Annotated in this window: 16 protein-coding genes; 6 read left to right on the top strand and 10 right to left on the bottom strand. The window is 37.3% G+C overall.

Annotation, left to right across the window (positions count from 1 at the left end):
* Positions 1-141: 141 nt before the first annotated feature.
* On the top strand, positions 142-2490 hold the full coding sequence (locus KUA55_RS00595; RefSeq protein ID WP_218324231.1) for a transglycosylase domain-containing protein: 2349 nt from the start codon (positions 142-144) through the stop codon (positions 2488-2490).
* A 57-nt stretch (positions 2491-2547) separates the two neighbouring features.
* Here the strand turns inward: KUA55_RS00595 and KUA55_RS00590 are convergent, their stop codons facing one another.
* From KUA55_RS00590 to ccpA, 3 genes are all read right to left on the bottom strand, one after another.
* Positions 2548-3801 carry a hypothetical protein gene (locus KUA55_RS00590; protein ID WP_218324230.1) on the bottom strand — a complete coding sequence of 418 codons (1254 nt, stop codon included), beginning with the start codon at positions 3799-3801 and terminating at the stop codon, positions 2548-2550.
* A 93-nt stretch (positions 3802-3894) separates the two neighbouring features.
* Entirely contained in the window at positions 3895-4278 is a 384-nt protein-coding gene (locus KUA55_RS00585; protein WP_218324229.1) for an MmcQ/YjbR family DNA-binding protein, read from the bottom strand.
* Between the two features lie 55 nt (positions 4279-4333).
* Positions 4334-5335 (bottom strand): catabolite control protein A, encoded by a 1002-nt coding sequence (gene ccpA, locus KUA55_RS00580; RefSeq protein ID WP_218324228.1) that lies wholly within the window; start codon positions 5333-5335, stop codon positions 4334-4336.
* Between the two features lie 199 nt (positions 5336-5534).
* Between ccpA and KUA55_RS00575 the strand changes: the two genes are divergently transcribed.
* Positions 5535-6635, top strand: coding sequence for a M24 family metallopeptidase (locus KUA55_RS00575; protein WP_218324227.1), 1101 nt, complete (start codon positions 5535-5537; stop codon positions 6633-6635).
* Positions 6636-6724: 89 nt separating this feature from the next.
* Here the strand turns inward: KUA55_RS00575 and KUA55_RS00570 are convergent, their stop codons facing one another.
* The 7 genes from KUA55_RS00570 to KUA55_RS00540 form a co-directional block, all read right to left on the bottom strand.
* Positions 6725-7210: a YtxH domain-containing protein gene (locus tag KUA55_RS00570; RefSeq protein ID WP_218324226.1), complete on the bottom strand. Its 486-nt coding sequence runs from the start codon at positions 7208-7210 to the stop codon at positions 6725-6727.
* Between the two features lie 18 nt (positions 7211-7228).
* Entirely contained in the window at positions 7229-7657 is a 429-nt protein-coding gene (locus KUA55_RS00565) for a DUF948 domain-containing protein (RefSeq protein WP_218324225.1), read from the bottom strand.
* Positions 7658-7757: 100 nt separating this feature from the next.
* Complete coding sequence (galU, locus tag KUA55_RS00560) at positions 7758-8654, bottom strand: UTP--glucose-1-phosphate uridylyltransferase GalU (protein WP_218324224.1); 897 nt, start codon at positions 8652-8654, stop codon at positions 7758-7760.
* A 19-nt stretch (positions 8655-8673) separates the two neighbouring features.
* Positions 8674-9690: an NAD(P)H-dependent glycerol-3-phosphate dehydrogenase gene (locus KUA55_RS00555; protein ID WP_343214696.1), complete on the bottom strand. Its 1017-nt coding sequence runs from the start codon at positions 9688-9690 to the stop codon at positions 8674-8676.
* Positions 9691-9746: 56 nt separating this feature from the next.
* The gene (gene lgt, locus KUA55_RS00550; RefSeq protein ID WP_218324222.1) at positions 9747-10580 is read right to left on the bottom strand and encodes a prolipoprotein diacylglyceryl transferase; all 834 of its coding nucleotides are present in this window, start codon (positions 10578-10580) and stop codon (positions 9747-9749) included.
* On the bottom strand, positions 10580-11518 hold the full coding sequence (gene hprK, locus KUA55_RS00545) for an HPr(Ser) kinase/phosphatase (RefSeq protein ID WP_218324221.1): 939 nt from the start codon (positions 11516-11518) through the stop codon (positions 10580-10582). The genes lgt and hprK overlap by 1 nt, the downstream gene beginning before the upstream one ends.
* 309 nt (positions 11519-11827) lie before the next feature.
* Entirely contained in the window at positions 11828-12415 is a 588-nt protein-coding gene (locus tag KUA55_RS00540) for a TetR/AcrR family transcriptional regulator (RefSeq protein ID WP_218324220.1), read from the bottom strand.
* Between the two features lie 223 nt (positions 12416-12638).
* Here KUA55_RS00540 and KUA55_RS00535 point away from each other — a divergent pair, with 223 nt between their 5' ends.
* Genes KUA55_RS00535 through KUA55_RS00520 form a run of 4 tightly spaced genes read left to right on the top strand, consistent with a single transcriptional unit; the run spans position 12639 to position 16360 of the window.
* A complete protein-coding gene (locus KUA55_RS00535) occupies positions 12639-13895 on the top strand; it encodes an MFS transporter (RefSeq protein WP_218324219.1) in 1257 nt (418 codons plus the stop codon).
* Entirely contained in the window at positions 13888-14547 is a 660-nt protein-coding gene (locus KUA55_RS00530) for a CoA transferase subunit A (protein WP_218324218.1), read from the top strand. Before KUA55_RS00535 ends, KUA55_RS00530 begins: the two co-directional genes overlap by 8 nt.
* Positions 14540-15187 (top strand): 3-oxoacid CoA-transferase subunit B, encoded by a 648-nt coding sequence (locus tag KUA55_RS00525; RefSeq protein ID WP_218324217.1) that lies wholly within the window; start codon positions 14540-14542, stop codon positions 15185-15187. The genes KUA55_RS00530 and KUA55_RS00525 overlap by 8 nt, the downstream gene beginning before the upstream one ends.
* A 12-nt stretch (positions 15188-15199) precedes the next feature.
* Entirely contained in the window at positions 15200-16360 is a 1161-nt protein-coding gene (locus KUA55_RS00520) for a thiolase family protein (RefSeq protein ID WP_218324216.1), read from the top strand.
* Positions 16361-16366: the final 6 nt, after the last annotated feature.

Below are 16366 nucleotides of genomic sequence, written 5' to 3'. Positions count from 1 at the left end.
AACGCAAATAAAAGCTTAAAATTTCATTTTGACTGGATTTATTTGAAGTTTGTGTTACAAAACTGTCAAGCGCTTGTGAAACATGTAAAGACTTTGCTATAATTCACTGGTGATTGAAATGAATTTAACGAGGTGAAATCTTTGGTTTCAAAGAAAAATCCAAAAAAGATAAAAAAGAAAAATCCGCAAAGATTAGGTGGCAGTTTTTTTCTTAACGTATCGATAAGCGTTGTGAAATCTTTGCTGCTAGGTTTTACTACCGTCCTTTTCTTAGCTGGCATGCTGGCTTTGGGAATTGGCGTCGGTTATTTCGCTAATTTAGTCGAAGGCACCTCCTCATTAACCAAGACCGATGTCCGACAAGACATCTCGAATGTAAATGAAGGCTCTCTTTTAAAATATGATGACGGTCAAAACATTGCTACCATAAATACTGATCCTATCCGGCAAAAAGTCGACGGAGACGAAATTTCTCCATGGGTCAAGAAAGCCATTGTAGCGACTGAAGATGAATACTTTTACAAGCATAAAGGAGTCGTTCCAAAAGCAGTTATTCGTGCACTATTAGGTGAAGTTACTGGTCTAGGCTCAGGGTCTGGTGGCTCAACTTTGACACAACAGTTAGTAAAACAGCAAGTGTTAACCAGCGAAACATCTTTTAAACGAAAAGCCAATGAAATTTTATTAGCCATGGATGTTGAAAAATATTTAAGCAAAGATGAAATCTTAACGGCTTACCTAAACATTTCTCCATTTGGTCGTAATAATAAAGGACAAAATATTGCTGGCGTAGAAGAGGCTGCCCAAGGAATTTTTGGTGTCGATGCCAAAGATTTATCGTTAGCCCAATCTGCTTTTATTGCTGGCCTGCCTCAAAGTCCAATCGTATACAGTCCCTACACCAATACCGGTGAACTAAAAGATGACTATTCATTGGGTATCGAGCGACAAAGAAATGTCTTATTCAATATGTATCGCGAAGGTGCGATTAGTAAAGACCGCTATGAAAAAGCTGTGAATTATGACATCTCCAATGATTTCTTGCCACAAGGAGAATTAACTGTTGATGAACATGGCTTCTTATATTACACCGTCTATAATGAAGCAATTAACTTATTGGCAAAAGAAGCAGCTAAAAAAGATGGCGTCAGTGATGCTGATTTTGAAAATGAATCTGTCAGCAATCGCTATGTTGAACAAGCAACTTTAAGTATTCAAAATCAAGGTTTAACCATTAATTCCACGATTAACCGAAATATTTATGATGCGATGCAACAAAGTGTTACTTCTTACGGTTCTTATTTAGATGATGGCTCAGGAGTCACTGTCGAGACTGGCTCAGTTTTGATGGATAATAAAACCGGAAAAATCTATGGCTTTATTGGCAGTCGGGATTATAGCACTAATCAACTAAATCATGCTTTCGATACTTCTCGTCAAGCTGCTTCTTCCATCAAACCTTTATTAGTTTACGGACCAGCAATTGATCAAGGCTTAATTGGTTCAGAAAGTCGTATTTCTGATTATCCAACGACTTATCAAGAAGGCAAAAACAATGGCAAGCGATTAAAAAATGCGACTAACAACGGGACAAGAACTTTCTTAACAGCCCGAGACGCTATTGTACAATCTTCAAATATTTCAGCCTATCATTTATATCAAGATATATTGACGCAAAAAGGTTCAACTAGCTACGTCTACGATACGTATTTATCTAAAATGAACTTCCCAGAAGCTAGCAGCTGGGGCTTAGAATCTGCGGCCCTAGGAACGACCGGTGTTTCTACTTTAACCGAGGTCAACGGCTTCCAAACCTTAGCCAATGAAGGGGTTTATCAAGAAGGTTACCTGATTGATTCGATTACCAATGCAAATGGTAAAACTTTATATGAACATGAATCAAAAGGAACCGAAGTATTTTCAAAAGCAACGGCTTCAATTATGAATGACATGATGCGTTCCGTTATTGATGAACAAGAAACAACACCATTTAAATCTATTTTATATAGTACAAATAATACTTTGGCTTCCGTCGATTGGGTGGGTAAAACCGGTACAGCAGATGATTCTGCGGATAATTGGCTAATTGTTTCATCTCCTTCATTAACTTTAGGTAGCTGGACAGGAAAAGATGATAACTCAGCGATGGCTGATGGTACTGGAAATAGAACAGCCACTTATATGGCTTATCTGGCTAACCAGATTTACTCTGTCGCGCCGTCATTATTTGATCCGAAGGAAAAATTTGAATTAGATGACAGTGTTAAAAAAGAGAAAGTCAGTGAATTTACTGGTTTGAAAGAAGGTAAAGTTGCCTTTGAAGGGAAAAATATTTCTGTTCCCGGCGGTGACACTACCTCCCTTTGGGCAACTGGTGGTCCCGCAGACAATACTTATAAATTTGGGATTGGCGGCACCGATGCCAATTATAAAAATTATTGGGACAATAAAGGTAACAATTCCTCTGACGATGAAGATGATGATGAATAAAAATAAGCAAAAAAACTGGGAAGTAAGGTCATTTCAAACCTTACTCCCCAGCTTTTTTTATTGTTTCTGCGCAACCATTGCTAAACCTGATAATGGATGTCCACCTGGCAATTGGAAAGAAGTATCCCAATCATAGCCTGGTGCGATATTGGCAGTTCCATGAATTCTGAAACTTGGTTTGTATAATTTTGCGTCATTTGTCGTAAAGGCGTCATTACTATTATGAACTGTCCCTTCTTTAATCAAATCAGCTCGTAAACCAAAGAAATTAAAATCATCATTGTTCCAGCCGTCTTTAGCTGCTTTGATAATACCTAAATGATTAACGTCATTCGGATTACCTGCCTTGACTGTGACATCTTTCAAATAGGCGTCAACACTTTCATCACGTTTTCTAACACTAGCTTCTGCACCAAAGGTAAATGGTCCAGTTAAATTGGCTTTAGTTTCAACTATTTGAACATCATTGACATAGCCTTTCAAAGTTTGATCTGGATACCATGACAAACGAACTTTAATATCTTGATTTAAAGCTGCTTGTTGAATAAATAAATATTCTTTTCCTACAGGACCGGCTTCAGCTGCATTACTTTTTATATTTTCCAACAAATAGGCTGGCTGATTGGGAAAACGAGCATTATCTGGATCAACTTGAATCCCAAATGAAGCTACTGTCCCGCCACCTTTTGAATTAATCATCACTTTAGAATGATAACCGCCGGTACCAGACAAATTCATAACCGCTTCAATGGAAACATATCCATCATCTTGTGTGATTGGTACAGAAGGTTCACTTCCTGTGGCACTGATTGCATACCAACCATGACCTTCATCTTTCCAACCAACCGAGACAATATGATTTTGTTCACTGCTGCTAGTTGTATAGTTATGAGATCCTGCTACTGCATTAGGATTATAAGCCCGATAAACGGGGGCTGTTTTCGCATCATCAGAATACCAATTGACTCCTTCAGCTTTCCAGCCTGCGTTAACTAAACCATCTCGTTCACTGGCGCTCAACGTATAATGATGATCCCCTGCATTCTGATTATACAAACGGTAAACCGGGGAATCACTTTTTTCTGGTGCTACCCAGCCGATTCCTTCATTATGCCAGCCCGCTCGAACTAATCCCCATCTTTCACTGGTGTTTGAAGTATAGAAATGTTCGCCACTGTTAGGATTGTACAAACGATAAATATTTTGTTGTCCACTACTGGCAGCATCTGCTTGATTCGTTAAACTAATCGCAAATATTCCTAAAAAAACCGGTAAAACCAACCATAATAACTTCTTAAAACCCTTGTTCATTCTCTCATCTCCTTTATAAATTTTAGATAAGCCGTAGCTGATTAAGCGCTACCATTATAATTATACAATATTTGTTTTAAAAAGATTAATTATTTATTCCAAAATCTCTGCTTGTTGTTTCTTTGTTAATTTCTTTAACACCAAATCATAAGAACGGGCGATCATTGCTTCGATTTCAGAATCGCTTATCTCTTCCACAGCTAACTTGATTGAATTCCAATGTTTTTTATTAGCGTAATAGCCAGGAATAATCATTCCAGGATAAAGTTCCCGCAATTCTTCATTTTTTTCAGGTAAGTTTTTTAAGGTAATCAATGCTTCAGGACTTGCTTCAGGACTCATCATACCAAACTGTTTTCCTAATAAATCAAAATAAATGGTACCCCAATCTTCTCGAAAATAAACCTTCGCTCCTTTTAGCTGATTGCCGTAAGCTTGAAAATGATCAATTCTTTTTTGAATAGATATGTTGTCCATCTTTATTCTCCTTATCTAAAAAAAGACCGATTCAAAAAGAACCGGTCTAAAATTTTTATTTTGTTGAACCTTTTTCATAAATACTGTGAGGTAAGATAATTGTTTTTTCTTCTAAATCTTCTTTATTCATCATTTTAGTTAATAAACGCATAGCAACCGCACCGATATCATAAAGTGGTTGAGTCACACTAGTTAAACGAGGGCGAGCCACGTCAGTTAATAATGAATCGTTCGAAGTCACAATTTCAAATTCTTCTGGTACTTTGATACCTTTGTCGATTAAACCATCTAATAAGCCAATCGCTAATTCATCATCGGTTAAATATGCCGCTGTTGCACCACTGTTTAAAATACGGTCTGTTAAAGCTAAACCTTCTTTAAAGCTGTACGGCGCTTCAAAAATTAAACCTTCGCTGTATTTTAATTTGTGGTTTTCTAAAGCTTCTTTATATCCGCTCATCCGGTCTTGTCCGTTAATTGGATCAATTAAAGCGCCACTGACAAAAGCGATTTTTTCATTGCCATGACTTGCTAAAAGATCAACGGCTTCTTTTGTCGCTTGACGATAATCAATATTAACACTACCTACTTGTACATCTGGATCAATCGAACCAGCTAAAACAATCGGTGTTTTTGAGCGAGAAAATTCAGCTCTGATTTCATCAGTGATACGGTGTCCCATGAAAATCACACCATCTACTTGTTTTGCTAATAAATTGTTTAATACATTGACTTCTTTTTGGGTTTCGCCATCTGAATTAGCTAAAATAATATTGTATTTGTACATGGTCGCAATATCATCGATTCCGCGTGCTAATGAAGCAAAGAACATGTTGCTCACATCAGGAATAATGACGCCGACTGTAGTTGTCTTTTTACTTGCTAAACCACGCGCAACGGCATTTGGTCGATAATCTAAACGATCAATCACCTCTAAAACTTTTTTTCTAGTGGTTGGTTTTACATTTGGGTTGCCATTTACGACCCGAGAGACGGTCGCCATTGAGACATTGGCTTCACGAGCAACGTCGTAAATTGTAATTGTTTGTTTTTCCATTTATATTTCTCCTGTTCTGTTTCGTGTTTTCTGAAAATATCATTTACATTTCTAAAAGATAATAGCACGCTGTCATGATTATTGCAACCGTTTTACACTAGATTCTTTTTAAAAATGTAAGCGTTTTATCATTTTTATTTTTCAATAAAATGAACAAGTGATACAATAGCTTTAAGCTTAACAGAAAGAAGGATATGTAATGAATCAAGAAAAAGTTTCAGAATTACGCAAATGGATGGCCGCCAATCAAGTTGATTTAGCCTATATTTCAGATCCAGCCCATATTGGCTATTTCTCAGGATTTGAAAGCAATCCGATGGAACGGGTGCTTGCTCTTTTCATTCCGCTGGAAAAAGATCCTTTCTTATTTGCTCCGGGATTAGAAGTTGAAAGTGCTAAGGCAAGTAGCTGGCCCTTTGATGTAGTAGGATATTTAGACAGTGAAGACCCTTGGAAGATTATTATCGCAGAGATCAAAAAACGCTATGGCGATGTAAAAAAAGTGGCTTTGGAAAAAGGCCAACTAGTTTTAGATCGGTATTTAATTTTAGTTGAAGCTTTTGGCAATGCTGATTTTTCAGCTGATTTAACGCCGATGATTCAACAATTACAACTTTATAAAACTAAAGAAGAATGCGACAAATTAGTCGAAGCTGGTCGCAGTGCGGATTTAGCTTTTGAAATTGGTTTTAAGATGGTCAAGGCTGGTGCAACGGAAGAATCAATCGTAGCCGAAATCGAATACGAGTTGAAAAAACAAGGAATCAAGCAAATGTCCTTTCCAACTGAAGTTTTAGCGGGAGCAAATGCTGCAAATCCTCATGGTTCACCAGGTAAAAATACAGTGAAACAAAATGAATTAGTTTTATTTGATCTTGGAACTATCGTTAACGGTTATTGTAGCGATGCCACTAGAACAGTTGCTTGTGGCGAACCAACCGATCATATTAAGAAAATTTATGACCTTGTTTTAGAAGCACAATTAAAAGCGCAAGCTGCCGTAAAACCAGGGATTACTGCCGCTCAATTAGATAAAATTGCCCGCGATGTGATTGAAGACGCTGGTTATGGCGAATACTTTAATCACCGTTTAGGTCATGGCATTGGTACGACGATCCATGAATTCCCATCAATTGTTGGCGGCAATGATATGGAAATCAAAGAAGGTATGTGCTTCTCTCTAGAACCGGGCATTTATTTACCTGATGATGTCGGCGTGCGGATTGAAGACTGCGTTTATGTTACTAAAGATGGTTGTATTCCATTTACCCAAACTTCTAAAGAATTAATCATTCTTTAAAAAAATTGGTAGACCTAGTTTGTTTACCAATCCAAGTACTAAAAAAGAGGTTGAGAAATTTTTTCTCGACCTCTTTTTCTTTAGAAAAATTATTCTGGATTGTTTTCTTCCAAATCTTCTTTTAATTCTTTTAAATCTTCTAGCGGTGCTGGATCTTCATCACTCAATACTTCATCTTCTTCAGCAACTTCTCGTTCCATTTCATCAGCATTAATCACAATATCGGCGGTATCTGCTGCTTCACTAGCTGCTTTGCGAAAACGATCTGACAAGTCTTCACTTTGTTGTTTCAAGCTGTCAGATAAGTCATCAGCTGCATCTTGCATGTCATCAGCAGTATCGCTTACTTTATCTTTTAAATTGCTGGCTTGTTCTTTTACGACTTCACCAAATTCATTTGTTTTCAAAACAAAATCATCTGTATAATCACTCGCTAAGTCCATAAAATCATCAGCTTTTTTCGCTAAATCATCTCTTAATTCACGCCCTGATTTTGGTGCTAATAAAAGAGCAACGGCTGCAGCGGCTGCACCACCAAGAATCGCACCTGCCCAAAAATGTCCTTTTTTTGCCATAGTAAATCCCTCCAATTTTTATTTAACTGTTTGATTACGTTTTTTGAAAAATTTTAAAGTCGCACTACCCACTTTTCCAGCAACAGTTGCTTTAGCGGTTGTTTTTCCTACATCTGCAAATTTATCTACTAAATGACGACTAGATAAATTCAAATCAGAAACGGTCTCACTTAAATCTGCGACTGCGGTAAATAATGGATCAATCGTTTCAACCTTACCGTTGATATCGTTTAACAACGTATTACTTTTCACCAAAAGCCCTTCAACTTGAACCATCAGCAAATCAACATCTTTTGTTAATACGTCGATCGTATTATTGGCTTCCTTGACGGTGTCGTCAACTTTAGACACGGTACCGGCTACTTGATTTAAGACCTTCACTAAATAAATCACCAATACAACAAACGCCAAAGCTGCGATGATTGCTGCAATTCCTCCTAGACTCATGACATCACCCCTTACTTATTATCCATTATTATACCATTTACTTTAAGATATAAACAAAAAATCCCCCTTTCATTATTTAGAAAAGGAGACTTCAATTGTTTTACTCTGATTTTTTATTTTCGTTAGGCGCTAATTCTTGACCAAGTTCAATAATGTATTCTCTCAACTTGTCTTTGATTTCTGGATGTTTCAAACCATATTCGATACTAGTAGTCATGAAACCAAATTTATCACCAACATCAAAACGTTTGCCGGTAAATTCTCTAGCAAAAACCCGTTGTGTTTTATTCAAATTATCAATGGCATCAGTTAATTGAATTTCATCACCAGCACCAGGTGCTTGATTTTCTAAAACTTCAAAGATTTCTGGTGTTAACAAATAACGTCCGATTATCGCTAAGTTACTTGGAGCTTCATCAGCTTTTGGTTTTTCTACAAAATTCTTAACATTGTACAAGCCTTTTTCCACTTGTCCTTCAGGATTAATGATTCCATATTTTGAAGTCTCTTCTTGAGGAACCTGCATCACTGCAATTGTTGAAGCATGAGTTGTTTCATAATCATTCATCAACTGTTTGGTTAAAGGAACCTCACTTTCCATCAAGTCATCACCTAACATCACAACAAATGGTTCATTGCCGACAAAAGCTTTGGCTTGCAAGACTGCATGACCTAAACCTTTAGGATGAGATTGACGAATAAAATGTAGATTCACATCGGTAGTTTCTTCCACCAATTTTAAAAGATCTGTTTTGCCTTTTGATTTTAGATTGGTTTCCAATTCGATGTTGGCATCAAAATGATCCTCAATCGGACGTTTGGCTTTTCCTGTAACGATTAAAATGTCTTCAATTCCAGAGCTTAAAGCTTCTTCTACGATAAATTGAATCGTTGGTTTATCAACAATCGGCAACATTTCTTTAGCCATTGCTTTAGTTGCTGGTAAGAATCTTGTTCCTAAACCCGCAGCAGGGATAACTGCTTTTTTTACTTGCATAATGGGGCCTCCTGATAAATTATAGTGTAAATTCATTTTCGAAAGTGCCCTCCCGTGTCATTAAATCGTTACAAGCTTGGCGCACTTCTTTTCCATTGTATAAAACATCATAAATTGTTTCAGTGATAGGCATATCAACGCCTAAGCTTTCTGATAATTCCTTGGCAGCTTTCGTTGTCGAAACACCTTCAACCACCATACCCATATTTTCTAATACTTCATCCAATTTATGGCCTTTACCTAATAGATTACCAGCTCGCCAGTTTCTCGAGTGAACCGATGTTCCAGTCACAATCAAATCACCAACACCGCTTAAACCGATAAAAGTTAATGGATTAGCACCCATTGCCACGCCTAAACGACTGATTTCTGCTAAGCCACGAGTCATAATTGCGGCTTTGGCATTATCGCCATAATTTAAACCAGCTAAAGCACCAGCACCGATGGCAATAATATTTTTTAATGCCGCGCCAGTTTCAACGCCAACCACATCTGTATTAGTATAAATTCGGAAATAATCATTCATAAATAATTTTTGGACGTATTTCGCTAAGTTTTCCTCGTCACTCGCAGCTGTAATTGTCGTAATATCATGAACCGCTACTTCTTCAGCATGACTTGGTCCAGATAAAACAACTATTCCTTGACGATTTTCTGGAGCGATTTCTTCTGCTAAAACCTCTGAAATTCGTTTATGACTGCCTTGTTCCAAGCCTTTACTGGCATGGATAATCACTGGTTGATTTTTCACCACTTGATTAAATTCACGAGCAACAACACGAATGGCTTTAGTTGGTACTACAAATAAAACTGCATCCACATCTTTGACGGCATCAGCTAAACTCTTCTCAGCGACAATGCTGTCAGGAATTTTTAGATCTGGTAAATAATGACGGTTCGTGTGATACGTGTTAATCTCATCCATTTGTGCTTGGTTGTCACCCCAAATATGCACATCATGACCATTCTCAGCTAATACTTGCGCCAAGGCAGTCCCCCATGAACCAGGGCCTAAAACGGCAACTTTTTGTTTCACACAAGTTTCCTCCATTCATAATTTTTCTACCCTTATTTTAACATAATCAACTATTTTTATATGAAAGATTGATTAGTCCCTAAGTTTCTGAGATAGGTTTTAGGCTGCATTTTTTTCCTACGATAAATGACTAAAGCAATGCCGCCAACAAATAAAACTAATGATAAAATTTGCGATACTCGTAGTTGTGTATCAAAGAAATACAGACTATCTGTGCGTAAACCTTCTACAAAGAAACGTTCGAAACTATACCAGATAACATAACTCAAAAAGATTTCCCCAACCTTAAAAATGTTGGTTTTCTTTCGGATAATAATGATTAAAATAAACCCTAAGAAACACCACAGCGATTCATAAAGAAAAGTTGGTTGACGATATGCACCATCAATGTACATATTATTAATGATAAATTCTGGCAGATGGAGACCTTCTAAAAAACTGCGGGTGGTCTCTCCACCATAGGCTTCATGGTTTAAAAAGTTTCCCCAGCGGCCAATCCCCTGTGCCAAAATCACACCAGGTGCCACCACATCTAAAAAGAGCCAAGAGTTAATAAAATGATGGCGTGTATAAAAGATTAAAAATATCCCCGCAGCTAATAAGCCCCCGTAAACTGCTAGTCCTCCGCCGCGAGTATTAAAAATCTGAATCGGATCCGCCAAATACATCGGTAAATCAAACAACACATAATAAAGACGGGCACCAATAATCGCAATCGGTAATGCAAACAATAAAAAGTTTGAAAAATCATCTGATTTCAAACCGACTCGCGGTGCTTCTCTAGTGGATAACCATAAAGCAATCGCAATTCCCGAAACGATTAAAATTGCATACCAATAAATCGGTAAACCAAATATAGTAAACGCTGTCCGATTTAAATAGCCGTCCATTATTTCTCACCCGAATTTTCATCAATTAATCTTGATAAACGATCTTCAAAGGTTTTGGTTGCATCATAACCCATATTTTTCGCTCGGAAATTCATCGCAGCTACTTCAATAATAATCGCCACATTTCGTCCAGTTTTTACCGGAATTTTAATTCGTGGTACTTTAACATCAGCAATCTCAACTTCAGTATTATCTGAGCCTAAGCGATCATAAGTTTTGTCTTTTGACCAATTTTCTAAATAAACTACTAATTGAACCGGCATTTCACCACGAACGGCACTTGCACCAAACAAATCCATCACATCAATAATGCCGATGCCACGAATTTCGATTAAATGCTGCAAAATCCCTGGTGGTTCACCGATTAAGTTTAATTCATCTTGTTGATAAACATCCACTCGATCATCAGCAATTAAACGATGACCACGTTTGACTAATTCTAAGGCAGTTTCACTTTTTCCGATACCGCTATCTCCTTGAATCAATACACCTAGACCATAAACATCGACTAATACGCCGTGAACACTGGTTCTAGCAGCCAAGCGACCACTTAAAAAGCTAGCGATTTCTCCAAGTAGCCGGGAAGTACCTATTTTTGATTTTAAAACGGGAATATTATGTTCATCGGCTGCTTGAATCATTTCTTTTGATGCTGTTAAATCCCGAGAAATAATAAATGCGGGTGTATCATCTGTACACAGACGACGCATCACCATCAAGCGTTCTTCAGGAATCATTCGCTCAGCGAAAGTAATTTCTTTATTTCCAAATAATTGCAGACGATCATGAGAATAATAACTAAAGTACCCTGTCAACTCCAGACCGGGTCGCGAAATATCACTATTGGTTACGATTCGTTCCAAACTAGCAGCATTACCGGTGACCACTTCTAATGACAAATTGTCTACCAATTCTTTTACTTTTACAATTTCAGACATTGTTTACCTCTTTTCTACGACTTACTGCTATATTTTATCATTTTATCTTACTCCTTACTAGATTTTGACTGTTTCTAGTGAAAATCTCTAAATAAGTACTCTTTACTACTGTTTTTTAATATTTTCCATTGAAGTTATACTACTATATTTTTCTTTTGGACAATTTTTATTTTAAAACAACAAAACATCCGAATTATCTAGAAAGAAGTGATACTTGTAAATTTAAGCACTTCGACCATAAATAATTCGGATATTCTGTTTTTAATCTTTATATTGTTAAACACTTAAAAAGCCCTAGTTAAAATTAAATTATTTAGTCACCATAAACTGTGGGACCATTAATGGCGAACTCCAAAAATCCGTCAACATTATGCCCATCACTTCTGGCGATTGTCGACAGCCTCTTTTAAGCCACTCTTCAAAAATGGTTACGTAAGCGTTAGCTAAAATTTTTCTACGGTAGACTTCCAAATCATCATAATTTGTCTCTACTCCCCAAGCACTAATAGTTCCTTGGCGAGTTTCATTAATTTTATTTGCTAAAAGTTCTTGAAAATTAGTTGCTGAGGTTCCCGGCAGTAAAGCAGTAAAATAAAACTTATGTTTATTCAAGTAAATAAAGTAATCAATATATGGCTCACAATAGTGATTAGTTATTTCTTCAAAAAAAACTCTTTCTCCACGTTTTCTTAGGCGCAACATGATATCAATAAAGCCCGCAATCAATTCATTCGAGATTGTCTCCAGCACATCAAATTTATCCTCAAAATGATTATAAAATGTTGACCGACTGATTTCAGCAATATCAATAATTTGTGGCACTCGAATCTCATAAAAATTTTTTTGATACAACAAACTAATAAAAGCGTATTGAATCTTCTTTTTGGTTTTATTCATTTTTTGATCCCCCAAAATTTTCTCACTCTGGACAAAACGACAAAAATTGTGTACTTCTGGACACTTGCACGAAAAGTGTTCTAAGCAATTGGAAGCGCTTACGTTACTATTGAATAAAGAAAAAGAAAAGACCCTACAGTAATCATAGCACATTTTGTCCATTTTTTTTAATTTTTAAAAAAAGAAAGGAGATTTTTGACATTTTGGAAAGGAAGGAAAAATAATGAAAAAAAGCATTTATCATGGATGGTTCATCGTTTTAACTTGTATGGTTATCATGGCTTTTGTTTTTGCTCCAAGAATTAATTTAGTCGGCGTTTTTGTACAACCACTTTCAGAGAGTTTTGGTGTCAGTCGAACCGCTGTAACTTTAATGATGACAATTGGAACAATCGTCACTATGCTAGGCGCGTTATTTGTCGCAGGAAAACTATTTCAAAAAGTAAAAATTAAAAAAGTCATGACTGTCGCTATCGTCTTAGAAATTATCGCTTTTATCGGATATGCCTTAGCACCAAATATTTATGTAATTTATTTCTTTGCTGTAATTGGTGGTTTTAATGGTGTCTGTTTAACTAGTATCCCTATCTCAATTTTAATCAATAGTTGGTTTGGGCCAAAGTTACGAGGTCGTGCAATGGGAATTGCTATGTTAGGTAGTGGTTTGGGATCAATGATTTTAAATCCAGTCATGGGTTTCATCATTCAAGAATTTTCTTGGCGTTGGGGTTATGCATTAATTGCTGTTTTAAACTTAATCGTTACGCTACCGTTAATATTATTTACCATCGCTAACAGCCCAGCTGAAAAAAATCTTGAACAAATTGGACAAGTTGAAAATACAGGCACCTCAGCTGTAAATGGTTTAAGTTTCAAACAAGCTAGACATACCTCAATATTTTGGATTATGGCCTTTGCATTTATTCTTTATAGCGCTGTTTCTACTATCTTTAATGCAAATGGTGCGGCTTATTATACAGACATTGGTTTCACGCCAATTTTTGCAGCTTCGCTAATTTCTTTTTCTTCAGCTGCATTATTAGTCGGAAAACTTATCTTAGGCGAAATTTGCGACCGAACAAATGCTTTTACGGGTGCAGCCATTGCTTCAATGGTCATGTTTTTCGGGGTTGTCTTAATTTTGGTAACCTCCAATATTCCATCAATGGGTATTCCGTCAGCAATTGTGTTTGGCTTAGGAAATGCATTGCCAACTGTTACCATCCCTTTATTAACGGCTGAAATGTTTGGTAATCTCGATTACGGTCAAATTGTCAGCAAGTTAAATGTTGCTAGCTCATTTGGTGCTGCTCTGGGCCCTATCCTAGGTTCTTCATTTTATGACATGACTGGTAGCTATAGTTCTGCATGGTATATCGTATTATTTTTGATGGCTGGTATGACAATTATCACCTTAATTGGCAAAACAATGACAAAACAATTACACAACAAAATGGAAGGAGTCGAACGAATTGAGTAAGATTATGCGCGCAATAGATGCTGTTCAAGTTGTTAAAGATGGCGACACTGTTGCCATTGGAGGATTTGGTCCCTTAGGTTGTCCCGTTCAACTGATTAAATTTCTCTTTGCTAGAAGTGATGCTAAAGATTTACACATCGCTTTAAATGCCCCTAATGGAATGGTTTTACGTCATTTGGAGCGTCTAATCAAAGAAAGAAGCAAAAAACTGACTACTACCTTTATGAGAGGCAGCCAATCTGCGGAAATATTTTTTGATCATCAGCAATTAGACTTGGTCCCCCAAGGAACTTTTGCCGAAAGACTCCGTAGTGCTGGTGCTGGAATTCCAGCTTTTTATACTCCAGTTGGCGTAGGAACAATCGTTGCAGAAGGAAAAGAAACAAAAATATTTGATGGAAAAGAATATTTAATGGAGTATTCGCTACCGGTTGATGTTGGTTTTGTTCGAGCCACTAAAGTCGACCGAGACGGTAACTGCTTTTTAGAAGGCTCCACTAAAAATTTCACCCAGTTGATACCACCTGCGGCTAAATATACGATTGTTGAAGCTGAAAGTATTGTTGAAGTTGGTGAAATTGATCCTGAATTAGTTACTATTTCAGGTATTCATATTGATGCAATCGTAAAGGTAGGTGCTAGAAATGAATAGTAGAACGTTTATTGCATATCGTGTTGCTCAAGGTCTTAAAGATGGAGACATTGTGAACTTAGGCATCGGGATTCCAACCTTAGTACCAAAGTTTATCAGTCAAGATAAAAAAGTCGTTTTCCAAGCTGAAAATGGCATTATCGGCATTGCTGCTGCCACAAATCCACCAACACCCAATGTCTTCGATGCTGGCGGTTCCAGTGCTTCGGTAGCTCCTGGAGGACAACTGATTAATTCAGCAGAATCTTTCGGATTAATACGCTCAGGAAAAGTTGATGTGACCGTTTTAGGTGCTTTGCAAGTAGACTCAAAAGGAAACTTAGCCAATTGGCAGATTCCCGGAAAAATGGTGGTTGGCTATGGTGGAGCAATGGATCTAGTTACGTGTGCAAAAAAAGTAATCATTGCTATGGAACATACAGCGAAAGGGACACCAAAAATTTTAGAAGAATGTGAATTTCCTCTAACTGGTGTTGGCTGTGTCAGCGAAATTATTACAGAATTAGGTGTTTTTGAAGTCACACCAACCGGTCTTGTTTTGACAGAGATGTCCAGTACTACCACCTTGGATGAAATTAAAGAAAAAACTAAAGCAAATTATCAGGTCGCTGAAGATTTGAAGATTAATCAAATTAATTAGGAGGGTATAATAATGACAAGAGAAGCAGTAATCGTTGGATATGGACGTTCACCTGTGGGTAAAGCAGTAAGAGGAACACTCGCTGATGAGCATCCAGTTGAATATGCAGCAGAAGTTTTAAATGGTGTACTAAAAAAAGTTGAAAATTTAGATCCTAGTGAAATTGATGATATTATTGTTGGCTGTGCAATGCCACAAGAATCTCAAGGAATGAATATGGCCCGAGTAATTTCACAAAGAGCTGGTATTCCTGATAGCGTTTCCGCTCAAACAGTCAATCGTTTCTGTTCTTCAGGTCTACAAACAATTGCTACGGGAGCCAATGCTATCATTGCCAATCAGTCAGATATCATCGTGGCTGGTGGTGTAGAGTCTATGTCTTTAGTACCGATGGGCTTTGAATTTGCGGGTATTGATCCCTGGGTAATGGATAACAAACCTGGTGTGTACGCTTCTATGGGCTTAACCGCTGAAAATGTTGCCGTGAAAGATGATGTTAATCGCGAAGATATGGATCAGTTTGCTTTAGAAAGTCATCATAAAGCACAAAAAGCACAGGAAGCTGGTCTATTCAAAAAGGAAATTATTCCTGTTACTTATGGTGATATCGAAGGAAATCCACATATTTTCTCTGATGATGAGTCGATTCGGTATAATTTAACCTTGGATGACTTAGCTGGTTTGGGCCCTGCATTCCAAGAAGATGGTGGTACAGTGACTGCAGGTACTTCATCGCCGTTAAATGACGGTGCTGCATTTGTCATCTTAATGGAACGTTCGGTAGCAGAAGAAAAAGGAATTAAACCAATTGCTAAGTTCGTTGGTTTTCAAGTTGCAGGATTAGATGCACTACTGATGGGTGAAGGACCAATCTATGCCATTCCTAAAGTAATGGAACGGACTGGCTTATCTCTAGATGATATGGATATTATTGAATTAAACGAAGCCTTTGGTTCACAATCTTTAGCCTGTATTCGTGAATTAGAATTAGATGTAAATAAAGTGAATCCTCGCGGTGGTGCAATTGCTTTAGGTCACCCGCTAGGAGCAACCGGCGCAATCCTGACCTGTAAAGCATTAAGTTATTTAGAAGACACTGATGGAAAATATGGACTGGTTTCTATGTGCATCGGTGGAGGCATGGGCGCTGCAGGTATTTTCGAAATGATTTAAAGAAGA

The organism is Enterococcus alishanensis (assembly GCF_019218635.1).
GTDB lineage: Bacteria > Bacillota > Bacilli > Lactobacillales > Enterococcaceae > Enterococcus_A > Enterococcus_A alishanensis.
This window is presented reverse-complemented; position numbering and strand designations above follow the sequence as displayed.